A 25,626-nucleotide genomic window follows, 5' to 3' on the forward strand; every position below is an offset into this window, starting at 1 on the left:
GTCCAATTACAGCCGTATTGGGACAGAGCTAGGAGAAAACGATAGTTTTCTTATTTTCTTGCCACAAATTTTTGTGATGTCACAGGAATTGGTTACCTTTGTAGCCAGTTAATTAAAAATTTGGTAATATGGAAAAGACCCCAAGGAATAATGCTGGTAAAAAAGCAAGTGAACAGGTTACGGAATGTAATAAGTTGAAAGAACCGGTCGCAATTTGCGACCAGTTAAATAATGAAGTAGAAATCATGCCAATTGAGGAGATTGATATCGCAAAGTTAATAGTTGTCGTCAGAGACCAACAAGTGCTGATTGACAGGGATTTAGCTATGCTTTACCAGGTAGAAACAAAAGTTCTGAATCAAAAAGTCAAAAGAAATATTGCTCGTTTCCCCGAAAGGTATAGATTCCAGTTGACTAAAGATGAAATGCGGGAACTGGTCACAAATTGTGACCGGTTCAAAAACCTAAAACATTCAAATTCTCCATCATATGCTTTCACAGAACAGGGATTATCAATGCTTTCTGCTGTTCTGTCCAGCCAAAAGGCTGTTGATACAAGTATCAGAATTATGGATGCTTTTGTTGGTATGCGTCGCTACCTCTCTTCAAATGCTCACATATTTCAGCTCCTTGATCATTTGGAAATGCAACAACTTGAGAATAAGAAATGGAAGGAGCAAACTGACGAAAAAATTGACCTCATTCTTGATAAGATGGATACCAACTCCCCCAAGCTTCTAACTGAACAGATATTCGCTACAGGGTGTGTTTGGGATGCCTGGTCATACGTTTCTGATCTGGTGAGGAGTGCCAAATGGCGCATAGTGCTGATCGATAACTTTGTGGATGATCGTGTACTGTCGCTATTAGACAAACGGAGTGATGGGGTAGAGGCGATGATCCATTCCAGATACAGTGAGTCATTCCTTACCGATCTCCAGAAGCATAATGCCCAGCAACGTGAAATCAAGTTCACACAGTTGCCCCATAGGAATCATGACAGGTTCCTGATCATCGATGATGAGGTCTATCTACTTGGTGCCAGCGTGAAGGACATGGGCATTGGCTTATGTGCCATCACCAAAATGCAAACTACTCCTGAGACAGTATTAGGCCTGTTGGATTAGACTATTCTATTATGCTAAAATGGGGTCTGGACAGAAGTCCTTGCGCTTGCAGTTATTATTAATGTGGCGAACTATGGATGTACGGTCAGTCTCAAACAACTCTGCCATCTGAGCCTGCGTTAACCACACCGTCTCATTCTCCAAGCAGGTATCCGCAGAGCTCAGAAACAGGACACTGCTTTCAGACAACTCTCATTGAGAGCCTTCATAACTGAAGGCGAGCATAGTAAGGTCGTCACTCTGCTCTGTTTCTCCGACATACTGGTGGACAGCATCTGTCATAACCTCAATAAGCTGCTGAGGGGTGCCTGAGAAAGACGAGATCACATCCTCGACACGCTTTCTTCCAAACATCTCTTGGCGAGCATTCTCTGCCTCAGTCAGGCCATCGGTATAGAGGAAGAGTGTCGAACCTGGAGCAAGCGTGATTTCTTGTTCCGAGTATTCATGTTCTGGCATGAGACCAATGGGGAGATTGGGATCACAGGGAAGCATGGAAGCTTGGAGGTAGGGCGCATCGTGTCCTGCGTTACTGTAACGCAGATGGCCCGTCTTCAAGTCGAGCACGCCAACGAATAGCGTGACGAACATACAGCTTTCGTTGCCCTCGCAGACATTCACGTTCATCATATCCACGATATGGCTTGGTTGTTCGGTATGGGAAGAGATGTTACGGAAGAGCGTACGGCTGACAGCCATTACCAACGAGGCAGGCACGCCTTTTCCAGATACGTCGCCAATGCAGAAGAACAGCTTCTCGTCGCGAATGAAGAAGTCGTAGAGGTCACCACCAACAGCTTTGGCAGGTGTCAGCGAAGCATAGAGCTCTATGTCATTTCGTTGGGGGAAGGCGGGGAACGTCTTGGGTATCATGGACATCTGGATATTGTGCGCAATGTGGAGCTCACTTTCCAAGGATGCCTTCGCAGTCGTTGACTCCTTCAGTTCTTCTATATATTGCTTCAGCGACTCTTGCATGGTGCCAAACGAATCGCGCAGCTGAGCCACTTCGTCGTCGTGCTTGAACGTGGGCAATGGCGCGTCGAAGTTTCCTTTTGCCACCTCATTGGCCGACTCAGAGAGGAATCCCAATGGCTTAGTAATGCGGCGGATGCTCCAACTTATGAAGAAGAAGATGACCAGACAACCAATCACCATGCTGAACAGGATGAATAAGGCAAGTATGAAACCCCACATAAACACAAGGGTGCGATGCTGTACGACAGCCACTCGCCAATCTGTAAAGGGTATTGGTTTGAAATTAACATAATAAGGTGTGCCCTTCAGGTCTTTCATTTCTAGTTCGGAGAACACGTTCTCTTGCTCTGCTTTGAGGATATTGACGTCAAGGGAGTCTGATCCCAAGATCCTGTTCCCCTTGTTGTCGATGATTTGGATAGAGAAGATGTTATTACCTTCACGATCCTGTATGCTTTCATCGCTGTCGAAGAATTCTCTTTTAACCGTTTCCTCCACCTCGTCCATGACGGTGTTAATCCACAAATACTTCACGTCAACGCCATACACACCCACCTTGCGACCCTGAGGATCAACGATGGGCAGCACGTAGCTGCAGTACGTAGCACTGTCGATGGAGTTATCAAAATAGGGGTGTGTCAGATACCCTTCATGCTGTCTGTCCAGACTTATTCCTTTCTTATACCAAGGGCCATTGAAGTAGTCGTGGCTTGGTGAACCAATCTGCCTGCGCTCAAGACGAGTACTGTCGACATGGTAAAGATAGGCCTCAAACCAGCGGCCCTGACTTTTGAAATAGTCAGGCTCAAAGGCGGCAAAGCAGCCAATGAATTTATCATTCACATATATCTCGCGTTCCAAGGCATCAAAGACCTGTTCCGGGCTCCCTAAGTTTCTCTCAATCTCGGCACGGTTATTGGCCGCCGCTATTTGCACGGCCCGAAGCATCGACTCGATCCTGCCCACTACCCCGTTAACAACATACTGCCCTCGCATGCTGCTGTTCATGAGCGAAGTATTAAAGACAGAAAAAAGTATGGTTCCTATGATCAGCACATAGAAGAACGACATAATCCCGATAACGCGCCAAGTGATACGACGCGACAGTTTGCTCTTACTCATATTTCTTTTCTATAGTCAACACATTCTTATGATCTTCATAGGCATAGCGGACATCATCCATCGTACTGCAGACGAGAAAGATACCAAGTCCACCAATAGGGCGTTCATCCCATGACAGAGTGGTATCAGGATCTTCATGCTCCAAGGGGTTGAAAGGCACGCCACCATCCTCGAAACGAATCACGATACTATCATTTTTCTGGATATCCACATCCAAAAAGCCATCGGAACCATCTGGATAGGCATACGACGTCACATTAACGACAATTTCTTCGCAAGCTAACTTCAACGTCATGGCTACATCCTTATTGCAAGAAGAGATCTCTGGTGACTTCAGGATTTCTTCAAGTATCTGGCTGCCCTGCTCTTTGATAGGTTGGAAATGAAGTCTGCTCATACCTTTTTTTACCTTTTTACCCTTTTACTTTTTTACCTTTTTCCCCCTTTTACCTTTTTTCCTTTCAGCCTTTCCCACAAGGATGATGATGGAACGCGGGCCGACAAGCACCTCGTGCTGGCTCTCAACGAGAGGCTCCTTGCCTGGTTCGAAGATATCTTCGGGCGACGGCATGCCTGTATTGGCAAATACATGCCAAGCCATGCCTTCAGGAAGCTGAGGCAGTTCGAAGCCATGCATCTCCCAGTGCATGTTCATGGCCACATAGATGAAATCATCGGGCACACCATCGGTGGCAGCATATTGTCCGTCGAGCATGAACGCCACTGTGAGATTGTTATAGCCGCTTTCGGGCTGCCATGCCTTCACACCATGCCAAGAGAAGTCAGGGTAGCCAAGGCCCAGATAGTCCTGGTGAAAGAGGTGATCTTCGTAGCGAAGCACTTTGTGCTGACGACGGAACTTGATGATATGCTTGAAGTAGCGGAAGATATCAGCATTCTTCTCCAGGTTGTTCCAGTCGAGCCACGCAATCTCATTGTCCTGACAATAGGCGTTGTTATTGCCTTGTTGAGAGTTGCCCATCTCATCGCCCGACAACACCATGGGTATACCCTGGCTCACCATGAGCATGGAGATGGCATTTTTCACCTGCTGGTGACGCAGGCGGTTGATGTCGGGATCATCGCTTTCTCCCTCGCAGCCACAGTTCCAACTGTTATTATGGTTTTCGCCATCGCGATTGTCCTCACCGTTGGCTTCATTATGCTTTTCGTTATACGACACGAGGTCCATCATCGTAAAACCATCGTGTGCCGTGATGAAGTTCACGCTGGCCTTAATGCCTCGTCCCTGCAAGGCATAGAGGTCGGGCGAGCCAATGATGCGCTCTTTCACATCACCAAGCACCCCTTCGTCGCTCTTCAGGAAACGGCGCATGCTATCGCGGAACTTACCATTCCACTCGGCCCAGCGCCCCCATGACGGGAACGAGCCCACCTGATAGAGTCCACCAGCATCCCAAGCCTCAGCGATGAGTTTGGTCTTGCCAAGAATGGGGTCGTGAGCCAGTGATTCGAGCAATGGCGGGTTCGACATGGGATTACCGTTTTGGTCGCGTCCGAGGATGGCTGCCAAGTCGAAGCGGAAACCATCGATGTGGTAGTCGGTGACCCAGTAGCGGAGGCTCTCGACAATCATGTCGCGCACATTGGGGTTGTTGCAGTTCAGGGTGTTGCCACAGCCACTGAAGTTATAATAATGTCCATCGGGCGTCAGCATGTAATAGGTCTTATTGTCTATGCCACGATAGGAGATATAGGGTCCTTGCTCATTGCCCTCGGCGGTGTGGTTGAACACCACGTCGAGCATCACCTCGATGCCGTTCTTGTGCAATTGCTTCACCATGTTCTTCAGCTCATCCACCTGCATGGCGAACCTACCCGTAGAGGCATAGGCAGCCTTGGGGGCGAAGAATCCCACGTTGCTATAGCCCCAGAGGTTATAAAGCGGGCGTCCGTCAACTGGCGAGACACGATGGTTCTCAAACTCATCGAACTCATGGATGGGCATCAGCTCCACACAGTTGACACCCAGTTCCTTCAGATAGGGAATCTTTTCGATGATGCCAGCAAACGTTCCCTGGTGTTTCACACCAGAGGCAGCACCACACGTGAAGTTGCGCACGTGCATCTCATAGACGATGAGGTCGTTGACGGGCGTTTCCAATGGCAGGTCGTCTTCCCAATCGAAATCGGAGAAGACCACACGGGCACGATACTGGTAGAGGCCATCCCAATTGGGCTGTTCCCCCCAAACATCACGACCTACAATCAGCTTTGCGTAAGGGTCGAGCAGTATCTTCGACTTATCGAAGCGATGGCCTTCTTCTGGAAGGAAGGGACCATCCATCCGGAAGCCATACTCTATGTTCTCATAATCCAGGTCGAAGATGATCATCGAGAACACATTACCCAGCCGGAACTCCTTGAAGAAGGGGATCTCGACAAACGGCTTCTCCTCGCGGTTGTGGAAGAGTACCAACGTGCAGTCAGTGGCATAACGGGAATATACCGAGAAATTCACCATATTGCCAAAGACCATAGCACCAAACGGATAAGGTCTGCCTGGCCGCAGTTTCAGTCCCTTATACTCGTGTGTAGGAAACAGATCGACTCTATTCATCGTTTTTCCCTTTTACTGATTTACCTTTTTACTCTTTTACCTTCTCCATGCATTCTTCCATCGTACTGAAAGATTCGAAGAAGGTATTAAAGCCAGTGACTTCCATGACGTCTTTGACCTTGTCGCGGACTCCAACCAGATAGAGATTCAGTCCTTTAGCGGCTGTCACCTTCTTGGAATAGAGCAACACGCGCAAGCCTGTACTTGAGATGTAGTCACAGGCAGTCATGTCAATCACCACATTAGAACCTTTGTCCATAATGGCCTTGATACCATCCTGCACTTCCTGGGAATTGAAAGAGTCCAGCTGTTCGCCTATTTGATATACTTCAAAATCCATACAATCGGTTATTTGATTCGTAGTTGTGGAGCCTTCGCCCAATCCATGCAGTTGCGCACACGCAGATCGGCATAGGGCTCAGCGTTGAAGATGGTCTTCGTGATGGTCATCAGCTGTTCTGTGCCATAGAGGAAAGAGAACGGGCGAGCCAATTCCATCGTCAGGTCGATAGCTTCCTGCAACAGGTTCACATCGTCATGACAATCGAACATGAACCTGTCGGTGTCGTGATTATCCAAGAACAATACCAACTTAAAGTCGGCAGGATACTTGGCGAAATGGTCGGCAATCTTACTGCGCAGGGTCTGATTGCCCTTAATGCCCCGACCTGCACGGATTTCCTCTAAGAGGATGTCGCGATAAGCAAAGTCAAGAACACCATCCAGTGTATCCACGTAGTCGGCCTGCAGATCGTCTTGACTAAAGGGCTTTGTGTCTTGTGCCAGGAACTCCTGTAATCTGGCGTCTGTCTTGAAATACAGCTGTCCAGCCAACTGCGGACCAATGCCAAATGGCCACACCTCACCAAACACGATGATGTCGCTGCGGATGGCCTGCAGACTATCGCGAAGATCCTTCAGAAAACGATGCGGCTGCCCCAGCGCATGGTCTATGCGGAAAGCATCCACGCCCATGCGAGCGAGTTTTTCTGCCTTGTCAATCATGAAACTGGCTACTTCGGGGTTCGTCAGATTAAACTTTGGCAGGTCGCCGAAGCCCAAGAACGAGACAAACTCATCGCTGTCCTCCTTCGGATAGAAGAACCAGTCGCGATGCTTACCACCATTTTTCAGCAGCGACTGCTCAAAGATAGGTGCCTGATACCAGCAATGGTTAGGTACAAAGTCGCAGATAATCTTTATACCCTTATCGTGGGCCAGATCGAGCAACTGCTGATAGTCCTCCCACGTACCGAAGTGCGGATCGACATCTTCGAAGTTCAAGGTATGATACCCATGATAATTTGCCGACTTGAAGATAGGCGAGAGCATGATGGCGTTGAAGCCCAGTTCCTTGATGTAGTCAAGCTTTTCAATCACGCCTTGCAGGTTTCCTCCGCAAAAGACATTCTCACTCTTTGGCGGCACCTGCCACCCTCCGTTGAATCTGTCAATCAACAGATGATAGATTCGGATGTTGTCAAACCAGTTACTCATAGCTGTTATTTTTATAGTTCTTGATTCTTACTTTAACTATTTCAATGTGCAAAAATAACCAATTATTTCCTAATTATCAAGCTTTAGGTTTCCAAAAACATATCCATTTACTCTTTTTCTCCCAAAATTTACGCATAATTAACATTATCCCGCTGATATCGAATAGAAATAGTTCATAAAAAAGTTGATCGATTCTTATTCTATTTTGATAAATATTTGTATCTTTGCTGCGGAAATGTATCAAATAAAGAAAATAACATAAACTATAAATCTTATGTACGACAAAGAAAGAGGGCTGTATATTGCCCATTGCGCCAATGGCGCGCTCAGCATTACTGGTAAGATGGCAAACCGTCATGGACTCATTGCGGGTGCCACAGGTACAGGTAAGACCGTTACCCTGCAGGTGATGGCCGAGACATTCTGCCAGGCAGGCGTGCCCTGCTTCATGGCAGATATGAAGGGCGACCTCAGCGGTATCTCTCAGGTGGGAAAACTCAGTGGATTCATCGAGAAGCGCATGCCTGAGTTCGGCATCGAGAACCCAGAGTTCCAGAGCTGTCCCGTACGATTCTTCGACGTATTCGGCGAACAGGGTCACCCCATGCGTGCCACTATCTCTCAGATGGGTCCCATGTTGCTCAGTCGCCTGTTAGGACTGAATGAGACGCAGGACGGTGTACTGAATATCGTGTTCCGTATCGCTGACGAACGCGGGCTCCTGTTGCTCGACATGAAAGACCTGCGTTCGATGCTCGACTGGGTATCGAAGAATGCCAAGGAGTACACCACGAAATACGGCAACATCTCCACTGCTACCGTAGGTGCCATCCAGCGCGCCCTGTTGCAGCTGGAGAACCAGGGTGCCGATAAGTTCTTCGGAGAGCCTTCGTTCGACATCTATGACCTGATGCAGACAGAGGGAGGCAAGGGTGTGATGAACGTGCTGGCTGCTGACAAGCTGATGCTGCAGCCCAAGCTCTACTCCACCTTCCTGCTGTGGTTGCTGTCGGAACTCTACTCCACCCTACCTGAGGTAGGCGACCTGCCTCAGCCCAAGCTTGTGTTCTTCTTCGACGAAGCCCACATGCTGTTCAACGACACCTCGAAGGCCCTGCTCGACAAGATTGAACAGGTGATCCGTCTCATCCGCTCCAAGGGTGTGGGTATCTACTTTATTACCCAGAGTCCTACGGATATCCCTGAGAACATTCTCGGACAGCTCGGTAACCGTGTGCAGCACGCACTCCGTGCCTATACCCCGAAGGATCAGAAGGCCGTCAAGACTGCAGCTGACACTTTCCGTGCCAATCCGTCGTTTAAGACTGATGAAGCCATCATGAACCTCGAAACGGGCGAGGCCCTGGTAAGCTTCCTCGACGAGAAGGGTGCGCCCACCATGGTGGAGCGTGCAAAGATTCTGTTCCCTCTCAGTCAGATTGGGGCTGTTACCGAGGGGCAGCGTCTCGACATCATCAAGCAGAGTCGCATCTATGGTAAGTATGATACGCCCATCGACCGCGAGAGTGCCTTCGAGGTGCTGATGGCCGATGCAGAGCGACAGCTAGCAGAGCAACAGCAGCAGGAGACGGAGATCGACATTCCGAAGCCAGGAGAGGTCAAGGCCGAGAAGAAAAAGGCGGGCATGATGAGTAAGGTCTGGAAGGCTGTGCTCACAGCCATCACCTCTACCCTTGCCACCATTCTTGGCACCTACGTAAGCGACAAGGTGACAGGTAAGAAGACCAAGTCGAGGACCTCTGCCACAGGTCGTGTGGTGAAGAATGCCACAAGTGCCGCCACGCGTTCCATCACCAAGGAACTGACACGCGACATACTTGGCAACTTAGTGAAATAATTAAAGATTCTCGCAAACTGTATAGATATACCGCTGTCGCTCGACAGTGGTATATTTATATTTCCGGGTATCTATCACCGTCTTCATGTCGTTGCTGATACCCGTACCTATGAGTTTCATGGTGGCCTCTTTCATGGTCCAGAAACGGATGAAAGCCACTTCAGGATGCTCCGAGGAATGAATCTGCGCACACTCTTCCTCATTCATGGTGTAATTGACCAGGTTATCCTTATACTCACGAAAGCTCTCCACGTCGACACCTATGGGCTGATTGCTGACGACACAGACTGCTGCCTCCTTACAATGACTGAGGTTGAAGAATATCTCAGGATGGTCCACGATGGAGGGTTTGCCATGTTCGTTGTATGTAAAGACTGGATTCTCGGTGATACCATACTCCTCACGAAGGGCTTGTTTCAGAAGCCGATAGGCCAGCACACAGAGTCGCTGTCCCTGTTCATGTCGGAACTTCAAGGCCTGTTCCCGACGCTGCTCAGAAATTTCCTTCAAAGCCGCCTCGAGATCAAACTCCCAGATATCCTCGCTTACCAATACCCGCATTTTTTCATTTTTACCTTTGATGTTTCACATCGAGCTCGCTCACGTTCGGCATAGCTCAAGCAAGCTTGACTCTGCTCTCACTTAATCGCGACCTTCACTCCAGTCCTATTTCTGGCATGGGAATCTTACGGTTCACATTCTCCTTGGCACCCAGGTCTACGAGTTCACGTCCCTTCTGTGCCACACTCTGGCGACCCGTAATCAGTTTATTGTTCGCACTATCATAGGCCTCCTGCACCTTATGGATCTTCTCGCCCAGTTCATTGTAACGCTGTACGAAGTCACCTAAGCGGTCAAGCAACTGCTCTGCCAGTCCGAACACCTTCTCCTGATTCTCTGCCTGCTGGTTCTGTACCCAGGCGATATGGATCATGTGGAGGATACCCAAGAGGTTCTGCTCGCCCGTCACAAAGACCTTCTTCTCAAATGCCTCGCGCCAGAGTGTAGGGTCATTGGCCAGGGCCAACTGCAACGACGATTCGAAGGGCACGAACATAATCACGAAGTCAACCGTTTCACGACCGTTCTTGATATATTTGGAATAGTCCTTACGTGCCAACTCATTCACATGCTGGCGCACGCTCTTGATATGATCCTGCAGGAAACGTTCCTTCTCCTCTGGCGTCTGAGCGTTAACATACTTCTCATACGCCACCAGCGACACCTTCGAATCGACGATGGCATCCTGTCCCTGCGGATAGTGCAGGATCACATCGGGCTGCATCTCCCGCCCTGTCTCATCATGTTTTAGCGGACGCCCCATCTCGTCGCGCAATCGGGCCTGCACCTCGTAGTGGATGCCCTCTGTCAGTCCCTGACTGGCGAGCAAATCACCCAGGATAATCTCTCCCATGTTACCACTCACCTTATTATCCCTGCGCAACACATTGGCCAGACCCTCCGTCTTCTCCCCCAGCTGCTGCGTCTGCTGCATCATCTGGATCATCTGTTCACGGAAGGAGGCCGAATGGGCTGCACTCTCTTTCTGATTCTCACTGATGGCCTTCTGCATGTTGGCGATAGCATCCTTCAAGGGTTGGGTGATACCCGTCATCGTTTCCGTATTCGACTCCTTCAGCTTTGAGGCACTACGTTCCAGCACCTGCTGGGCCATAGTCATAAACTGGGCATCGCGTTTCTGCTGTTCTTCCTGCTTCTCGCCACGCACCTCTTCCATCTGCTGGTGCATCAGCTCCAGTTCCCTGCCCTGCGTCTCAGCCTTGGCATGCAGTTCCTTGTTCTCCGCCTCCAGATGGCGCACCCTACTGGTGGCATCCGCCAACTGCTCTCCTTTCATCGAGAGTTCGATATCCTTTTTGCCTCCTTCGATACGGAGCACGTCCATCTTTCTGTCCATCAGCAGATAGAGTGCCACAGCCCCTATTGCCACACCTATTATTATATATAAGACTACCATGCTGTTTAATGATTTTGTGGCAAAATTACAAAAAAACACTTAAATAATTGCATTTCTCAGATAATTTATTTATTTTTGCAGCAAGAAAACGTTCTTATCAATCATTAAAAACTTTAGGATTATGGATTACAAGATTATCGACATCGAAGGTGTAGGCGACGTTTATGCAGAGAAGCTGACAGCCGCTGGTATTAACAAGGTGAGCGAACTGCTCGAGAAGTGTGCTGCCCCCAAGGGCCGTAAGGAGTTGGCTGAGGCCACTGGCATCAGCGAGAAACTGATCCTGCGTTGGACCAACCATGCCGACCTGTTCCGTATCAATGGCGTAGGTCCTCAGTTTGCCGAACTGCTCGAGGCCGCTGGCGTCGACACCGTGAAAGAGTTCCGTCATCGTGTGGCAGAGAATCTGCAGCCCAAGCTCGTAGAGACCAACGACGCCAAGAACATCTGCAACCGTGTGCCTGCTGTCAGTGAGATCCAGAAGATGATCGATCAGGCCAAAGAACTGGAACCGAAGGTAACGTATTAAAAGCTTCGCTTTTGTCATTCCGAGCGTAGTCGAGGAATCTCATGAGATTTCTCCATGCGCTTCGCTTAGTCGAAATGACAAGAGAGTTGGGTCTTGGGCCAGTTGACGAGATAGAGCTTTTCCGTGGCACGGGTGAAGGCCGTATAGAGCCAGTGGATATAGTCAGGACTGAGCATATCGTCAGTCATATACCCCTGGTCGAGATAGACATGCGCCCATTGTCCACCTTGTGCCTTATGACAGGTAACGGCATAGGCATACTTTATCTGAAGAGCGTTATAATACTTGTCGCTCTTCAGTTTTTTGATGCGATCGGCCTTGAAGGGCACATCAGCATAATCCTCCAGCACCGCCTGATAAAGCTGTTCCTGCTGTTCTCTTGTCAGGGCAGGCGCCTCTGTGGTGAGCGAGTCGAGCACCACGATGGCCGTCAGCTCATAGTTATCATAGTCGGGATAGGTCATGGTCACCTCTGCAAAGCGGAAGCCGTAGAGCTCGTGGATGTTCCTCACGCGCTGTATGATGGCAATGTCACCATTGGCGATGAAGGCTATCTCCTTCGACTGTTCCGTCCAATAGTAGTTGTTCTTCACAATCATCAACTGGTCACCACGACAGAGTTCCTCCTCACGGTCGAGCACAGTGTTGCGGATGCCCTGATTATAGATGTTCGCCCGTTTGTTGCTGCGCGTCACGACGATGGTCTCATCCAATCCCACACGACTGTAACTGCTGGCCAACGACTCTATCAGCTCGTCGCCAGGCACCACCTGGATATCTGCAAAACCATGGAGACTGATCATAGGCAACTGCGTCATCTCGTCATGCGTCACCATCTGTCGGATTCTCGTGGCATTCCAAAGAATGCCCGAGTCCTCACTCTGACGGAGCACCTGATTCAGGTCACACTCAAAGACCTTCATGCCATAGGCCCTCAGCACCTCGGCCATCAGCGCAGGACTCTCATCCTCGCCCACAGGTGGCAGCTGGGCCTTGTCGCCAATCAACAGCATACGGCAATTCTGCCCATTATACACAAACTGCATCAGGTCGTCGAGCAGACAGCCACTGCCAAAGGCCGAATCGCCATAACCCTGATTATTGATCATCGAAGCCTCATCGACAATAAATAAGGTATCGCGGTTCAGGTTCACGTTCAGGTTAAAGACGGAGAGGTCGCCAGCTGATTTCTGACGATAGATACGACGATGGATGGTATAGGCGTCATGGCCGGAATGGAGCGAGAACACCTTGGCTGCTCGCCCCGTAGGTGCCAGCAGTATCAGCTTCTGTTTCAGTGCCACCATCGCCTTGACGATGGCACCAGCCAACGTGGTCTTTCCCGTACCCGCCGAACCGCGCAGGATCATCACCGCATGTTCCTCCCTATCGGTCATAAACCAGGAAAAGACGTCGAGGGCATGCTCCTGCTCTGGCGTAGGCGTCAAGCCCAATGCCTGACAGATACGGTATTTCAGTTCGTCTTGAATCATTTCGGCTACAAAGTTACTAAATATTTTGTGGTTTACAAAAATATTCGTAACTTTGTGCCCGATTATGCAAATCAATGACAAACTGACTAACATCATCCTGGCCATGATTGCCGTAGGACTGCTCGTCCTCTGCATCGCCAGTGTGGTTAACGGAAAATGATGGACAAGAGAAAGTTGATCATACGCTTAGGGAAGAACTCGCTTTCCTTCACGATGCCCAACGCTACCGACACGGAGCAGCCGGTCATCTACGAGCCCTTCATCGTCAAGGGTGGCATCTCCATGACTGCCAACCTGCACGAGGCCTTCAAGACTGTGAATCTGATGGCCACTGATACGCGCAGGGTGCAGGTGTTGGTGGATACACCTTCCATGCTGGTGCCCATCGAGCAGTTTGAGGAAGATGAGATGGAAGCTCTCTTCAACCATACATTCCCCAACAAGTCAGGCCGTCGTGTCATACACTACAACGTATTACCCGAGTTGAAGGCCGTCTGCCTCTTTGCCGTCAGCAAGGATGTGGCAGGTGTGATTGCCGACCGTTTCGACGAGATACAATTCATCCAGGCGATGACCCCAGTGTGGCATCACCTCCACCAGCGCAGTTTCACAGGCCACCGCAACAAACTCTACGGCTATTTCCACAACAAGCAGCTCGACATCTTCAGCTTCCAGCAGAACCGCTTCAAATTCTGCAACTCGTTTGAGGCCAGCCACGCCCACGACGCTCTCTACTTCCTGCTCTACGTCTGGAAGCAACTACACATGGAGGCTGTTCACGACGAGATGCATATCGTGGGCGACATCCCCGAACGCGAATGGCTCCTCCAGGAGCTGAAGCGCTTCCTCCAGAAGGCTTACATCATCAACCCCGCTGCTGACTTCCAGAAGGCTCCTGCCACTAAGATTGCAGGCATGCCCTACGACCTGATGGCACTCTTAATCAAAGGACGATGAGAATCATTACAGGCATATACAAGGGACGGCACTTTGAGATTCCAAGGAGTTTCAAGGCACGACCCACCACCGACTTTGCCAAGGAGAACATCTTCAATGTCCTGACGGGTTATATGGACTTTGAAGGCGCCACAGCCCTCGACCTCTTCTCTGGCACCGGCAGCATCTCCCTCGAACTGGTATCGCGCGGCTGTGCCCACGTCATCAGCGTCGAAATGGATCGCGACCACCACCGCTTCATCCAAGAGTGCTTCCGCAAACTTCAGGGCAACAATGTTCAATGTTCAATGTTCAATGTTCAATGTATCCGGGGCGATGCCTTCCGCTTCATCAAGTCGTGCAAACAGCAGTTTGACTTCATCTTTGCCGATCCTCCCTATGCCCTGAAAGAACTGCCCCAGATTCCGGGTCTCATCTTCGAAAAAGGCCTGCTCAAGCCCGAGGGTATCTTCGTCTTCGAACATGGCAAAGACCACGACTTCTCCAGCGACCCCCACTTTGTGGAGCATCGCAGCTATGGCAGCGTCAACTTCTCGATTTTCAGAACAAAGGAGACAACATCCGAGTAAGACTCTCCCACAGTCTTACCACTATCTTACGGCTCACGCGACTGGGCACACTCGTCAACAATACCGACTGCTCCATATCCTTCAAGAACACCTCTTTCAACTTCAGCGCCACATCCTCGCCATAATAGAAGATGTTGGCCTCGAAGTTATTCTCAAAACTGCGGAAGTCGAGATTCGTAGACCCACAGGTGGCGATGGCATCGTCACACACCAGCAGTTTCGAGTGGAGGAATCCCTCCTTATACAGACTTACCTGTACACCTGCCTCCACGACCTCGCGCAGATAGCTGCGACTGGCCCACTCCACAAAGCGGGCATCGCTGTGCATAGGACAGAGCACCTTCACATCGACACCTGCCAGGGCGGCCGTCTTCAGGGCAAAAAGCACCGACTCGTTGGGCAGGAAATAAGGGGTCTCGATATACAGGTATCGGCGTGCGCCCATGATGATGCGCACATACCCTTGCATAATCTCTGGATAAGGTGTCACAGGACCGCTGGTGACCACCTGTGAGATGGTGTCATTCGAGAGCGTCGCGTCAGCTATCGACGGATAGTATTTCCTGTCGGAGAGCAGTGAACGGTCAACGAAATACCAGTCCACGAGAAACGCCCTCTGCAGGGCATACACACCACCGCCCGTCACCCTGAGCATCGTATCGCGCCACGACTCCCTGGCATAGCGCAGGGCGATGTTCATGCCTCCGATATACCCCACCTGTCCGTCGATGACGATGATCTTACGGTGGTTGCGGTAGTTCACCTTACTCGTAAACTGGGGGAAGTGTACAGGCATAAACGGCACGGCCTCGATACCCTCCTCGCGCATCCTTTCAAAGAAACGGTGCTTCACGTTCCAACAACCCACATCGTCGTAGATCAGCCTCACCTCTACGCCCTCCCTCGCCTTGTCTATCAGGGCATCGGCCACCAGAAGGCCCAGGGCGTCGTCGGCAATGATATACATATCGATATGGATATGGCTCTTGGCTTGGGCTATATCCCTCAACAGCGAGGGAAAGAACTCTGTGCCGTTCATACACACCTCCACCTCATTGTCCTTGAAGGGCAGCGACAGGTTCTGGTTCACGAAAAGGTCTATCAGGGGCTTATACCTCTCGGGCAGCTTCAGATTCTGCTGCTCTGCAAACTCCAGCATCGAGCGTTTCGTCAGCATGTTCATGGTCCTGTCGCTCACGTAGCGCTCCTTACGGGTGTTGATGCCGAAGAAGAGATAGAACACGATGCCCACGAACGGAACAAACCATATCACCAGTGCCCAGGCCATCGTCTTGGCAGGTTGGCGATTGTCCAGAATCACGTGGATGATAGCCAGAATGACGATCACCTCATAGATACTGAATAATATGACGTTCCAATTCATACAATGATATCATTACCGAGCTGCTTGGCCAGAGCGTCACGCAACTGCTGGGTATCCTTAAACTCCTCCAGCAGTTTCATCATCTGCTCATTGTCCTTGCCCACCTCCTTCAGCTGCTTCGTAATCTCCTTCAGATGTTTCTCCACAATGTCCATCCTCAGGTCGAGCACCAGATGGAGCACATGCTGGCGCAAGCCGCCCTCACGCTCCTTCAGTTCGAAACCCTTGCCCAACTGATGACGATCTATGGCCAACTCCGCCGCCAACTGCCCTATCTCCATGTCAGGATGGTGCAGGAAATAAGCCTCGGCCTTAAAGTCCGGCTCACCGCTATGGGCCACGGCCTCGTCGAGTATCTGGTTATAGCGCTCGTCGTGGAAGCTCAGTGCGTCAGCCCCTAAGTCGTAGGCCACATACTGCGCCACCGTCATATCAGTCGTACCGCCGTCATCCGTTTCCACATTCTCAAAGATCACCTTCTCGCCATCGCGGATAATGGCCTTCACCAACAGCTTTTCCACTTCGCGGGTCTGTTCGTCGATGGTGTGCAGCCCGATAAACTGTGGCTGCTCCTGCTGAGTGCCCTGCCGCTCTGCATCCCTTTCTGCCTGTTTCTCCTTCTCCTCTTTGTTCTTGGCAATCATCCCGTTCATCGAGTTCAGCAGCGTCTGCTCCTTGATGCCCAGGCGCTGGGCCAGTTCGCTGAGGTAGGTAGAGCGCAGTATCTGGTCTGGAATCAGCGAGATGCTCTTCACGATGCCGCCAATGGCTTCACTTCGCTTCACGGGATCGGTGATGCCCTCCACCGTCAGGCGCGTCTTAAAGGTGATGAAGTCCGTAGCGTTCTTCTCGATATACTCCCTGAACTCCTGGGCCGAATGCTTGCGGCTGAAGGAGTCGGGGTCGTCACCATCAGGCAACAGCAGCACCTGCAGATTCATGCCCTCCTCCAGCAGCATGTCAGTACCTCGCATGGCAGCATGGATACCAGCCTCGTCGCCATCATATAATAAGGTGATATTCTGCGTAAAGCGCCTCAACAGTTTGATCTGATGGATGGAGAGCGCCGTACCTGAGTTGGCCACCACGTTCTCCAGTCCGCACTGGTGCATGGCAATCACGTCGGTATAACCCTCCACCATAAACACGCGGTCTTCCTTGGCAATGGCCTTCTTCGCCTGGAAGAGTCCGTAGAGCTCGCGCTCCTTGTGGTAGAGTTCGGAGTCGGGTGAGTTCACATACTTCTGCTGCACGCCCTTGGTACGGGCATCGAGCAGTCGTCCGCCAAAGGCCACCACCCTACCACTCACGTTCAGCCAAGGGAAAATCACGCGCCCAGCGTAGCGGTCAAGGAGACCTTTCTCCTTGTCTCCTTTCTCAAAACATAGCCCTGTCTTGACGAGGAACTCCGCCTTGTATCCTGCCTTCTGTGCTGCCAGGGCCAAGGCATCGCGCTTGGGCAGGGCATAGCCAAGGTTAAACTTCTCGATGATATCATCGCGGATACCACGGCTACGGAAATACTGCTTACCGATGGCGATGCCGTCGGGGTCGTTCTTCAGCATATCCTGGAAGTACTTCATCGCCCACTCGTTCACAGCCAGCATCGACTCACGGTCACTCTGCTGCTGTTTCTCCTCGTCGGTGAGCTCTTTTTCCTCAATCTCGATGTTATATTTCTTCGCCAACCAGCGCAGGGCCTCGGGATAGGTGATCTGCTCGTGCTTCATCAGGAAGTTGATAGCTGTACCACCCTCGCCACAGGCAAAGCACTTACAGATCTGCTTCGAGGGCGACACCATGAACGAAGGCGTCGTGTCGTCGTGGAAGGGGCACAGGCCCTTGTAGTTCACGCCTGCCTTCCGCAGCGTCACGAACTCTCCCACCACGTCCACAATGTTCGTGGCATCCATAATCTTGTCTATCGTCGCCCTGTCAATCATAATCGCCTACAAAGGTACAAATATTTTTCAATAATGCCATCGAATTTCAAAAATTCTTTGTAATTTTGCACTCGCAAACTACTTTATACTGATCATGATAAGAAAATACTTCCTTCTAGTGACTTTACTGGCAACCACGATGCAGTTGGCTGCCCAACAGGTGATCGACAACACCCCCGACTCCATCGCCAAGGCCCTCATGAACCGCCCTGCCCCGGGCTCCACCCGTCAGGGCTCTAACCCCGTGCTCTTCCTCATCGGCAACTCCACCATGCGCAACGGTACGATGGGCAATGGCAACAACGGCCAGTGGGGCTGGGGCTACTTCGCCAACCAGTACTTCGACGGACGTAAGATCTCCGTAGAGAATCAGGCCCTCGGCGGCATGTCCACCCGTAACTTCTATACCGACCTCTGGCCTGCCGTGCGCCAAGCCCTGAAGCCAGGCGACTGGGTCATCGTCTCGATAGGCCACAACGACCATGCCGACTTCTTCGATGCCAAGCGTGCCCGTGGTGTCATCGACGGCGTGGCAGAAGATACCATGATTGTGGGCTTCAACCTCCGCAAGCAGATTCCCGACACCGTCTACAGCTACGGCCACTACCTGCGCTGCTATATCCGTGAGATCCGTCAGGCGGGTGCCAACCCCATCCTCATGTCGCTCACCCCTCGCGATGCCCGCGACGAGCGGGGCCTCATCGTCCGCAAGCCACAGACCCAGTGGGCAGCCTATGTGGCAGCCATCGAGGGTGTGCCCTTCGTCGACCTCAACGAGATCTCAGGCAGCAAACTCGACGGCTACAGCCTTTGGAAACAGAAATACCACTTCTATGGCGACCATATCCACACCTCGGCCTTCGGTGCCCAGCTCAACGCCCGTTCTGCTGCCGAGGGTATCTACTACTCTAATAATCCCCAGCTGAAGCCCCTGCAAGCATTAATGCTTAATGTTGAAAGCTCAAAGCTCAATGTAGACCGCTCCAGCGGTCGTCCCGTGGTGTTCATCTGTGGCGACTCCACCGTGAAGAATGAAGACAAGGCCGACCACACTGGCATGTGGGGCTGGGGCTCGCTGGCCACCACCATCTTCGACACCTCGAAGATCACCGTCAGCAATCAGGCCATCGCAGGGCGCAGCACCCGCTCTTACCTCAACGAAGGCCGTTGGGAGCGCGTCTACAACGCCCTGCAGCCAGGCGACTTCGTACTGCTGCAGTTTGGTCATAACGACATCGGCAACCTCACCGACGCGAAAGCCCGTGCCGTCATCGCCAGTGCCGAAGACACCTGCCACGTCTATCAGATAGAGGGCGACGGCCGCTATGAACTCATCTACTCCTTCGGCTGGTACCTGAAGAAATTCATCGACGACGTACGTGAAAAAGGCGCCACCCCTATCCTACTCTCCCTCACACCGCGCAACGAGTGGCCTGACGGCAAGATAGAGCGTCGCAACGACAGCTATGGCCGCTGGTATCGGGAGGTAGTGGAGCAGACGGGCGTCAGCTTCATCGACGTCCACAACATCTCTGCCGACTTCCTCGACAAGAAATTCGCAGGCAAGGATCCCGAGAAGTGCAAACAAAAGGCCGCGGTATATTTCAACCACGACCATACGCACACCTCCTACCAAGGTGCCCTGATGAACGCCCGAAGCGTCGCCCGCGGCCTCAAAGCCTCAGCCTCCCCCCTCGCAGCGTACCTCAGGAAATAATGAACGACGTTCGTCGACGATTATCCTTCGGACGCACGGCAAAGTGAATCCAGTAGCGCCCCTGCTTGTTGCGCTCGATGAAGAGTTCGTCGTAATCGCGCTTCGTGCCGTCTGCGATATCCATGAGGATGTTCGCATAGCGAAGCGCCTGCTCAAAGCCTTCACATCGGATATCCACCGCACATCCCGTCAGATGATTACTCGTTGGCGCCCCGCCCACGGCCTTATTCACCTCCGGCGAGCGATAGCCCGATGAAATAATAATGGGATTGTCATCTCGAGCACCCCCATTGTCATCTCGACTAAGCGAAGCGCATGGAGAGATCTCTCGACTCCGCTCGAGATGACTGGAAGGATACAACGTATTATACGAATACCTTAAATCCTCCAACCAATTCTCACAGAGATTCTTCAGATTCTCTATCGCCACATGGCTGGGAATATTTCCGTCAGCCGTTTTCACACTCGTTTTCGTAACCTCCCCGAGCGTATAATGCTCGGAGAGGTTCATGTTCTTGTTAATACTTACTTCTGTCATAATCTATATTCAATTATCAATTTGCAAGATGCAAGATGCAAGAAATCAATTCACCATCAGGTTCATCTTCCTGAACTTGCCCTTATCATTACCATTTTTAATCTTCTCTGCCAGTCTATCCTCTTTCAGTCGACTGATTTTGCTATAAACCGAATTGTCATTGTCATACCCAAAACATCTTCTTACATCCTCCATGGTAAACACCGATGGCAGTCGGTTGTAGCACTCCATTGTCTTCTGATGATGCTGGCGGTTCATCACGGCATCACGATGTCTGTTGTCGAAATATGTTTCAGCCATGGCCCCAAAGAAATGGCGCTGACAGGCGTAATGCATGTTGACGATCAACTCAACCAATTGCCAATCCACCTCGTCTGTTTCGAAGGAGCCCGTCCAGTAGTCACCATCCTGATGAACCTGATCCCAGTGACGCATCACGATGAAGGGAGCTGAAAAGTTCAATCCATGGTAGGCGCATCGTTTCAGCAACATCTCGTCAGCCTTTGAGTCATTCTCCTTGGCATCCATCATCCTTCGTGCTGTCCAATCGTAGAGTTTATCCACAATCTTGTCCATGGGCAGCAGGCCTTTCATCCTGTCGAGTTTAGTTGCCCACAACTTGATTCTTTTGTCACTCTCGAAGTCCACTTTGCTCTCCCTCTCCAACATCTCGTAGTCAGTAGAAGGTAGTGGTACGCAGGTCAGTCGTGTGGCCATTCCAGATCCGAAGTTCTGCTCGTTCACCTTCTTCTTCAGGGCGATAGGTGTACCCGTATAGACAAAGTTCCAGTAGACATTAAACTCCTGGAATATCGAATCGTTGTTCGAATACGCCTGACCATCTTCCTCATTATGGAAAGCCTTGAGTTCCAGCGATTGCTTATCAATCCACGAACCACCCTTCTGAACGGTTACCGTATTGTCGAGCTCCGTGTCGAAGGTCAGCATGTGCAAGTGCATGGGTTCACCGTCTACGATCTCCACTGCGTTCACCATGTCCTGAATGAACTGTGCGTTCGAAGTTCGGGCAGGATGCACCCTGATCACCACTTTGGGCTTCTTCGGCTTCTCCTTGTTGGCGCCCTTGGTGCGCATCTCCTCACGATAGGCATTAATGGCATCCTTGCCTTTTTGGTCTGCTGCCATAATGGGTGCTGCCAGCAACTTATACAATCGTGTGGCGAAGCTCTTACCACAGGCAGGATCACCGATGATTAACGTAGAATTGTTGAGTCGCCTCAACTCTTCCGGACGATGATAGAAGCGGTAGGTACAGCGGGTCATGAGTGTCATCATAAACCCGCCAGCCACAAACAACGCCGCAGGATACTGGTTCTTCTTCAAGCCTTTGCAGATATCCTTCAGAAGCGGGAAATCGTCCATCAGTGCTTTTATCTGTTCGCCCCAATCCCACAAATAGCGGTCGATATCGGATTCGGTAATATCATGGTCTCCCTGACTCCCTGTATCCTTGACTCCCTTTACAATTTCTTGATAACTTATACCACAAAAACTCTTCACCGCCTCCAGCATGGCCTTGGATGGTAGCGATCCCGCATACTTCTTCTCCTTCTCAGCGATGCAGCCCGCAGCTGATTCCACCGTCTGCTCCACGTTCTCATTGCGCTCTTCGATGATCTCCTGCACCCACGGCTGGGCTTCGACGACCCGCTGTACAGCGGCCTTATCTCCGTCGAGCATAAGCATGAGGTCTGTGGCGAGCTTAAGCGACTCCGCATGTCGATTGGAGTCTTCCTTGCAGGGCAGCTTATCCCCATACCTAGCATCAATAATACCTTGTAAATCATACCCTCTCCATTTTAATGTCATTCCGAGCGCCCCCTCTGTCACCTCGAGCGTAGTCGAGAGGTCTCCTGAGATCTCTCCATGCGCTTCGCTTAGTCGAGATGACGAAACATCCACCGTCCGCTCATTCCCAGCCCTTTGTTGAGCATTCTTAGCGGCCACAGCAACAGCCTTAGTAGCACCACTATGATTAGCCCGATACTCAGGCTCATATTTCTCACTAAACTCTTTGTTTTCATACGTAAACAGTTCTTTATCAATGAATAAAATGTCCGATTCTTTACAAATAAAACTCATGCGACTTGCGTCTTTGCAACTCTCATCCACCTCCACGCCAAGCACCTTGGCCATAGCGTGCTGGTTGTCAATGAGATTACCCTTCTTCACATCAGCCTTGAAGACTATCTTCAGGCCATGCCCTGAAGGGGTGATATAGATGAGCAGTATCCGACTTGTCATGTCGAGCGCCCCCTCTGTCATTCCGAGCGACTCCTTTGTCATTCCGAGCGTAGTCGAGGAATCTCCTGAGATCTCTCCATGCGCTTCGCTTAGTCGAGATGACGGGAGGGGCGCTTCGCTTAGTCGAGATGACATGGGGGCCAACCCCCAACTCTCAAAGACTTCGCGAGGATCCTCCACATGGTCTACATCCATCACCACAAGGCCAGTCAGTCGTGTGGCCGATTGTTTTCTCCAAGCACCCATTTTTCCAGCTTTCGAAGGTGTTTCATCGAAGGTAGCTTGGAAGATGAAGGCAGGCAGTCCGCGTTTCAGTTTCTGGTCGCCAGTCTCACGAAATTGGTCGATTGCCTCGTTCCATTTCGTCGCCCTGACGAGGGCCCAAAACTGGGCCTCGTCTACAGGCAACGTAGGATTAAAGAAATTCTTCTGATATACAAACATCGGCTACAGGGTTTGAATATCCGTGATGTAGAAAGCATTCTCATGACGCGTCTGATGGTTCTGATCCTCCCATGTACGATGCTTCCAGAATCCCTTCACGATATAAGGCATTCCCTGTTGGAACTGCGTATCGCGATTCTTCGAGGCCAATTCGCCCGTCATCTCACCATAGATGGTGTCGCCACCACGCTTCATCACTACGCCACGGCTCTTGAAGTATTCAGAGCTGCCGTCCTGCTTCTGATACTGGCGCTCAGAGTATGCGCCCACCTCGATAATAGTTACTAATGATTCCATAATAAGATAGATTTTTATTGGTTAAACTCTTTCGATAATTTCTCGTTCGATGAGGGCATCCTTGGCGCTGCGAGCGTGTTCGTTCAGTAGCTCAATCAGCTCGGCCAGGCTCAAATCCTTGGGGAAACTGGCAAACACCTTGAGTTGTTTCAGCGACTCTTTCACCCAACCCCATGCTAACTTTTTCACCAGACGGTCCTTTGGGCGGACACTCTTCTTTCTATTATAGGCATTCAGGTCACCCATACCTTTGTTTGGGTCAAAACCCACTGATCCCTCTACTCTTAAGCCTGCCACCATGCGGGCATAACTCTTTTCATCAATTGCGATTGTTATGTATTTCATAATGTTGTCGAATTTGTGAGCTTTTGGAAAGCGATGTGTTTTTCAGTTGAGCTCAATTTCTATCCGGATACTTTCCCACTCGCTCATTCCTCCGACTCGGTTATTAACTGAATAACTCTATAATGTAATTGTCTTTCACTTCCTCCGTAAAGGCGTCAAAGAGGCAGCGGTCGTACGACTCTCCATGCTGCAGCTGATACTCCCAAAAGTCTACCATGCTTCCGAGATAGTCCGTCACTTCGATGTCCAGATCCTGCATGGCCAGCTTGTAGTTGGCGATGAGCTTGCTCAGGGCGTAGTTCATGGCCACTGTGCCACTGATCGACTTGTCTGCCGAGAGCAACGCCTCTTCCATCTGGCGGTAAATCCGTTCGCCCTCAGATAAGTTCCAGTTCACTCTCGTTGATTGATTCTTGTTCTTGTTGTTCATAATCTTTTAATACTTAATTAATTGTTTGATAAAATCCTTTCCTTTGTCAGTCCAAACCAGCTTGGCCTTGAACATCAGTTGGCCTTTTTGGTTGGTCTTGGCGATGTAGCGGTGTCGGGCCAGGTCTCGGTGGATGTACTTTCTGGTCAGGCACCATGCTCCTTCTTGTTTGCGGATGATGCCCTGATCCTTCAGAAACGAGTTCAGGTCATTTCCACTCATGTTGTAAAGTTTAGCAATCTCCGTCGGGGTGTAGCAGAATCTGCTCTTTCGGTTTTTCTCCTCCAGTTCCTCGGCGATGATCTCTTCTGCCTTGTTCACGATTTCCTCTTCTGAAAATCCCAAATAAAATGTTTTCATCATTCTGTTTTGTTTTACGTCGTTTCCTTATAACGACCTTTAAATTGTTTGTTTATCTTTTTTTAATTTTTACATCTTTTGATCTTCCAGCCTTTCATTTTTTCATTTTTATATCTTCCAGCCTTCTGGAATTCTTGCTGTATCAATAAGTCAAAGATCACTGTCAGTTTGGAAGTCATTGTTTCCGTTTGACAGTGCAAAGTTAGGCACAAAAAAAAGCACAGACAAGAAACGTCTGTGCTTTGGACTTGCTATTAGAACTATTGGAACTAACGTTAGACTTTTGGACTTCTCATTAGACCTCATTCTCTGTTGTAGGGAACATTTTTTGCAACTCTCGATCCATTCTTTCACCAAGGATAATATATGGTTCTAAGACTCCATCTTTTCGCCAATTATCCAAGCGGCGCGACAAATGGCCCTTGCTGAACATTTTGTAAACTGCATCAAGATTACAATCATGTTCGAAGCGTTTTGCCTCTTCGCTATTTTGAACCAACTTTACGAAATCTTTGATTGTACCATTGAAGCCCCAATTCTGCCATATTTGGAAACCAACACCCCATGAACGGTTTGAACTCCAAAATCCATCATGGTATGTCGTCTCGAAAACTTTCATCATCTGACTGAAAGTTGGTACTGGTTTCTCATCCGTTTCTTGGGAAGGAGTGTCCTCTTCTTCTATCCCATTTTGATTATACACTGACCCATTGTAGTTCACTGGGGCATTATACACATTGTAATTGTTGATGTTGCCAAAGAAATTGTTTACAGGGGCAACATGTTCTTTTCCTAAATTTTCCATTTTTACAGTTGGTTTTGATAATTATTAAAATTGTCTATATCTCCATGAAAGTTATTCTCTATCCAAACGGGTTGCAACGTACAAGCCTGATTAATCATCGGCCAGACTGATACGTTCCTCATCCTAGCCTCTTCTCTATGAGCCTTCTCCAGCTCCTCGGGCGGCAGGTTCCTGATGGCCTCGTTGATCATCGCCACCAGCTTCTCCACCTTGTAGAACTCCAACAGTTCAGCCACCTTCATCTTCGACATGTGCAGACAAACATACTTCCCATAGTCCTCTTTGTCGATGATCAGGTAAAGACCTTCCCATCGACTCATCCTCCTGAAAACGGCACAATGCACATTGAAGTCAGTCAGGAACTCATAACCAGGTGGCAATTCTCCCTTCACCCGCTCGAAATCCACCT

25 protein-coding genes are annotated in these 25,626 nt (G+C 50.3%); 6 read left to right on the forward strand and 19 right to left on the reverse strand.

What is annotated here, in order from left to right:
• Positions 1 to 128: 128 nt before the first annotated feature.
• On the forward strand, positions 129 to 1,127 hold the full coding sequence (locus BMY16_RS14870; RefSeq protein ID WP_091844076.1) for an ORF6N domain-containing protein: 999 nt from the start codon (positions 129 to 131) through the stop codon (positions 1,125 to 1,127).
• Positions 1,128 to 1,136: 9 nt separating this feature from the next.
• Here BMY16_RS14870 and BMY16_RS14875 read toward each other — a convergent pair whose 3' ends face one another.
• Genes BMY16_RS14875 through BMY16_RS14900 form a run of 6 tightly spaced genes read right to left on the reverse strand, consistent with a single transcriptional unit; the run spans position 1,137 to position 7,305 of the window.
• The gene (locus BMY16_RS14875) at positions 1,137 to 1,316 is read right to left on the reverse strand and encodes a hypothetical protein (RefSeq protein WP_091844077.1); all 180 of its coding nucleotides are present in this window, start codon (positions 1,314 to 1,316) and stop codon (positions 1,137 to 1,139) included.
• A gap of 3 nt (positions 1,317 to 1,319) precedes the next feature.
• Positions 1,320 to 3,227 carry a SpoIIE family protein phosphatase gene (locus BMY16_RS14880; protein ID WP_091844079.1) on the reverse strand — a complete coding sequence of 636 codons (1,908 nt, stop codon included), beginning with the start codon at positions 3,225 to 3,227 and terminating at the stop codon, positions 1,320 to 1,322.
• On the reverse strand, positions 3,220 to 3,624 hold the full coding sequence (locus tag BMY16_RS14885) for an ATP-binding protein (RefSeq protein WP_091844081.1): 405 nt from the start codon (positions 3,622 to 3,624) through the stop codon (positions 3,220 to 3,222). The genes BMY16_RS14880 and BMY16_RS14885 overlap by 8 nt, the downstream gene beginning before the upstream one ends.
• Before the next feature lie 24 nt (positions 3,625 to 3,648).
• On the reverse strand, positions 3,649 to 5,808 hold the full coding sequence (gene glgX / locus BMY16_RS14890) for a glycogen debranching protein GlgX (protein WP_091844083.1): 2,160 nt from the start codon (positions 5,806 to 5,808) through the stop codon (positions 3,649 to 3,651).
• A gap of 28 nt (positions 5,809 to 5,836) precedes the next feature.
• Entirely contained in the window at positions 5,837 to 6,148 is a 312-nt protein-coding gene (locus BMY16_RS14895) for an STAS domain-containing protein (protein ID WP_091844085.1), read from the reverse strand.
• An 8-nt stretch (positions 6,149 to 6,156) separates the two neighbouring features.
• Complete coding sequence (locus tag BMY16_RS14900; protein ID WP_091844087.1) at positions 6,157 to 7,305, reverse strand: alpha-amylase family glycosyl hydrolase; 1,149 nt, start codon at positions 7,303 to 7,305, stop codon at positions 6,157 to 6,159.
• A 274-nt stretch (positions 7,306 to 7,579) separates the two neighbouring features.
• Here BMY16_RS14900 and BMY16_RS14905 point away from each other — a divergent pair, with 274 nt between their 5' ends.
• On the forward strand, positions 7,580 to 9,163 hold the full coding sequence (locus BMY16_RS14905) for a helicase HerA-like domain-containing protein (RefSeq protein ID WP_091844089.1): 1,584 nt from the start codon (positions 7,580 to 7,582) through the stop codon (positions 9,161 to 9,163).
• Here the strand turns inward: BMY16_RS14905 and BMY16_RS14910 are convergent, their stop codons facing one another.
• Positions 9,164 to 9,724, reverse strand: a complete 561-nt coding sequence (locus BMY16_RS14910) for a 4'-phosphopantetheinyl transferase family protein (RefSeq protein ID WP_091844091.1) — start codon at positions 9,722 to 9,724, stop codon at positions 9,164 to 9,166.
• 94 nt (positions 9,725 to 9,818) lie between these two features.
• Positions 9,819 to 11,141 (reverse strand): DNA recombination protein RmuC, encoded by a 1,323-nt coding sequence (gene rmuC, locus BMY16_RS14915; RefSeq protein WP_091844093.1) that lies wholly within the window; start codon positions 11,139 to 11,141, stop codon positions 9,819 to 9,821.
• Positions 11,142 to 11,262: 121 nt separating this feature from the next.
• Here rmuC and BMY16_RS14920 point away from each other — a divergent pair, with 121 nt between their 5' ends.
• Positions 11,263 to 11,670 (forward strand): DUF4332 domain-containing protein, encoded by a 408-nt coding sequence (locus BMY16_RS14920; protein ID WP_091844095.1) that lies wholly within the window; start codon positions 11,263 to 11,265, stop codon positions 11,668 to 11,670.
• 65 nt (positions 11,671 to 11,735) lie between these two features.
• Here BMY16_RS14920 and BMY16_RS14925 read toward each other — a convergent pair whose 3' ends face one another.
• A complete protein-coding gene (locus tag BMY16_RS14925) occupies positions 11,736 to 13,163 on the reverse strand; it encodes an ATP-dependent DNA helicase (RefSeq protein WP_091844097.1) in 1,428 nt (475 codons plus the stop codon).
• 156 nt (positions 13,164 to 13,319) lie between these two features.
• Here BMY16_RS14925 and BMY16_RS14930 point away from each other — a divergent pair, with 156 nt between their 5' ends.
• Both BMY16_RS14930 and BMY16_RS14935 read left to right on the forward strand, forming a co-directional pair.
• Complete coding sequence (locus BMY16_RS14930; protein ID WP_244513078.1) at positions 13,320 to 14,120, forward strand: DUF3822 family protein; 801 nt, start codon at positions 13,320 to 13,322, stop codon at positions 14,118 to 14,120.
• Positions 14,117 to 14,689: an RsmD family RNA methyltransferase gene (locus BMY16_RS14935; RefSeq protein ID WP_091844099.1), complete on the forward strand. Its 573-nt coding sequence runs from the start codon at positions 14,117 to 14,119 to the stop codon at positions 14,687 to 14,689. The genes BMY16_RS14930 and BMY16_RS14935 overlap by 4 nt, the downstream gene beginning before the upstream one ends.
• On the opposite strand, the gene cls is transcribed toward BMY16_RS14935, so the two are convergent.
• Together cls and dnaG are read right to left on the reverse strand one after the other, a co-directional pair.
• Positions 14,661 to 16,073 (reverse strand): cardiolipin synthase, encoded by a 1,413-nt coding sequence (gene cls, locus BMY16_RS14940; protein ID WP_091844103.1) that lies wholly within the window; start codon positions 16,071 to 16,073, stop codon positions 14,661 to 14,663. The genes BMY16_RS14935 and cls overlap by 29 nt on opposite strands.
• Positions 16,070 to 18,016 (reverse strand): DNA primase, encoded by a 1,947-nt coding sequence (dnaG, locus tag BMY16_RS14945; RefSeq protein WP_091844105.1) that lies wholly within the window; start codon positions 18,014 to 18,016, stop codon positions 16,070 to 16,072. The genes cls and dnaG overlap by 4 nt, the downstream gene beginning before the upstream one ends.
• A 139-nt stretch (positions 18,017 to 18,155) precedes the next feature.
• Between dnaG and BMY16_RS14950 the strand changes: the two genes are divergently transcribed.
• Positions 18,156 to 19,733 (forward strand): GDSL-type esterase/lipase family protein, encoded by a 1,578-nt coding sequence (locus tag BMY16_RS14950; protein ID WP_244513081.1) that lies wholly within the window; start codon positions 18,156 to 18,158, stop codon positions 19,731 to 19,733.
• Here the strand turns inward: BMY16_RS14950 and BMY16_RS14955 are convergent.
• The 8 genes from BMY16_RS14955 to BMY16_RS15640 all read right to left on the reverse strand — a co-directional run.
• A complete protein-coding gene (locus BMY16_RS14955; RefSeq protein ID WP_091844108.1) occupies positions 19,723 to 20,271 on the reverse strand; it encodes a D-Ala-D-Ala carboxypeptidase family metallohydrolase in 549 nt (182 codons plus the stop codon). The genes BMY16_RS14950 and BMY16_RS14955 overlap by 11 nt on opposite strands.
• Positions 20,272 to 20,316: 45 nt before the next feature.
• Complete coding sequence (locus tag BMY16_RS14960) at positions 20,317 to 22,980, reverse strand: BT4734/BF3469 family protein (RefSeq protein ID WP_244513079.1); 2,664 nt, start codon at positions 22,978 to 22,980, stop codon at positions 20,317 to 20,319.
• A 3-nt stretch (positions 22,981 to 22,983) separates the two neighbouring features.
• Entirely contained in the window at positions 22,984 to 23,277 is a 294-nt protein-coding gene (locus BMY16_RS14965) for a hypothetical protein (protein WP_139207257.1), read from the reverse strand.
• Between the two features lie 21 nt (positions 23,278 to 23,298).
• Entirely contained in the window at positions 23,299 to 23,622 is a 324-nt protein-coding gene (locus BMY16_RS14970; RefSeq protein ID WP_091844112.1) for a hypothetical protein, read from the reverse strand.
• A 103-nt stretch (positions 23,623 to 23,725) separates the two neighbouring features.
• A complete protein-coding gene (locus BMY16_RS14975; RefSeq protein WP_091844114.1) occupies positions 23,726 to 24,052 on the reverse strand; it encodes a hypothetical protein in 327 nt (108 codons plus the stop codon).
• Between the two features lie 6 nt (positions 24,053 to 24,058).
• Positions 24,059 to 24,415 carry a phage antirepressor KilAC domain-containing protein gene (locus tag BMY16_RS14980; RefSeq protein WP_091844116.1) on the reverse strand — a complete coding sequence of 119 codons (357 nt, stop codon included), beginning with the start codon at positions 24,413 to 24,415 and terminating at the stop codon, positions 24,059 to 24,061.
• A gap of 292 nt (positions 24,416 to 24,707) precedes the next feature.
• The gene (locus BMY16_RS14985) at positions 24,708 to 25,217 is read right to left on the reverse strand and encodes a hypothetical protein (RefSeq protein WP_091844118.1); all 510 of its coding nucleotides are present in this window, start codon (positions 25,215 to 25,217) and stop codon (positions 24,708 to 24,710) included.
• 2 nt (positions 25,218 to 25,219) lie between these two features.
• On the reverse strand, positions 25,220 to 25,626 hold a 407-nt coding region (locus BMY16_RS15640), incomplete at its 5' end, for a hypothetical protein (RefSeq protein ID WP_170836140.1).

The sequence above is a fragment of the Prevotella sp. ne3005 genome, from assembly GCF_900110085.1.
Classification (GTDB): domain Bacteria; phylum Bacteroidota; class Bacteroidia; order Bacteroidales; family Bacteroidaceae; genus Prevotella.

Bases quoted from the DNA above. Each gene is read 5' to 3' on its own strand.
- BMY16_RS14870 (WP_091844076.1), top strand. From the start codon at position 129: ATGGAAAAGACCCCAAGGAATAATGCTGGTAAAAAAGCAAGTGAACAG.
- BMY16_RS14880 (WP_091844079.1), bottom strand. From the start codon at position 3,227: ATGAGTAAGAGCAAACTGTCGCGTCGTATCACTTGGCGCGTTATCGGG.
- BMY16_RS14885 (WP_091844081.1), bottom strand. From the start codon at position 3,624: ATGAGCAGACTTCATTTCCAACCTATCAAAGAGCAGGGCAGCCAGATA.
- glgX (WP_091844083.1), bottom strand. From the start codon at position 5,808: ATGAATAGAGTCGATCTGTTTCCTACACACGAGTATAAGGGACTGAAA.
- BMY16_RS14895 (WP_091844085.1), bottom strand. From the start codon at position 6,148: ATGGATTTTGAAGTATATCAAATAGGCGAACAGCTGGACTCTTTCAAT.
- BMY16_RS14900 (WP_091844087.1), bottom strand. From the start codon at position 7,305: ATGAGTAACTGGTTTGACAACATCCGAATCTATCATCTGTTGATTGAC.
- BMY16_RS14905 (WP_091844089.1), top strand. From the start codon at position 7,580: ATGTACGACAAAGAAAGAGGGCTGTATATTGCCCATTGCGCCAATGGC.
- BMY16_RS14910 (WP_091844091.1), bottom strand. From the start codon at position 9,724: ATGCGGGTATTGGTAAGCGAGGATATCTGGGAGTTTGATCTCGAGGCG.
- rmuC (WP_091844093.1), bottom strand. From the start codon at position 11,141: ATGGTAGTCTTATATATAATAATAGGTGTGGCAATAGGGGCTGTGGCA.
- BMY16_RS14920 (WP_091844095.1), top strand. From the start codon at position 11,263: ATGGATTACAAGATTATCGACATCGAAGGTGTAGGCGACGTTTATGCA.
- BMY16_RS14925 (WP_091844097.1), bottom strand. From the start codon at position 13,163: ATGATTCAAGACGAACTGAAATACCGTATCTGTCAGGCATTGGGCTTG.
- BMY16_RS14930 (WP_244513078.1), top strand. From the start codon at position 13,320: ATGATGGACAAGAGAAAGTTGATCATACGCTTAGGGAAGAACTCGCTT.
- BMY16_RS14935 (WP_091844099.1), top strand. From the start codon at position 14,117: ATGAGAATCATTACAGGCATATACAAGGGACGGCACTTTGAGATTCCA.
- cls (WP_091844103.1), bottom strand. From the start codon at position 16,073: ATGAATTGGAACGTCATATTATTCAGTATCTATGAGGTGATCGTCATT.
- dnaG (WP_091844105.1), bottom strand. From the start codon at position 18,016: ATGATTGACAGGGCGACGATAGACAAGATTATGGATGCCACGAACATT.
- BMY16_RS14950 (WP_244513081.1), top strand. From the start codon at position 18,156: ATGCAGTTGGCTGCCCAACAGGTGATCGACAACACCCCCGACTCCATC.
- BMY16_RS14955 (WP_091844108.1), bottom strand. From the start codon at position 20,271: ATGACAGAAGTAAGTATTAACAAGAACATGAACCTCTCCGAGCATTAT.
- BMY16_RS14960 (WP_244513079.1), bottom strand. From the start codon at position 22,980: ATGTTTGTATATCAGAAGAATTTCTTTAATCCTACGTTGCCTGTAGAC.
- BMY16_RS14965 (WP_139207257.1), bottom strand. From the start codon at position 23,277: ATGGAATCATTAGTAACTATTATCGAGGTGGGCGCATACTCTGAGCGC.
- BMY16_RS14970 (WP_091844112.1), bottom strand. From the start codon at position 23,622: ATGAAATACATAACAATCGCAATTGATGAAAAGAGTTATGCCCGCATG.
- BMY16_RS14975 (WP_091844114.1), bottom strand. From the start codon at position 24,052: ATGAACAACAAGAACAAGAATCAATCAACGAGAGTGAACTGGAACTTA.
- BMY16_RS14980 (WP_091844116.1), bottom strand. From the start codon at position 24,415: ATGATGAAAACATTTTATTTGGGATTTTCAGAAGAGGAAATCGTGAAC.
- BMY16_RS14985 (WP_091844118.1), bottom strand. From the start codon at position 25,217: ATGGAAAATTTAGGAAAAGAACATGTTGCCCCTGTAAACAATTTCTTT.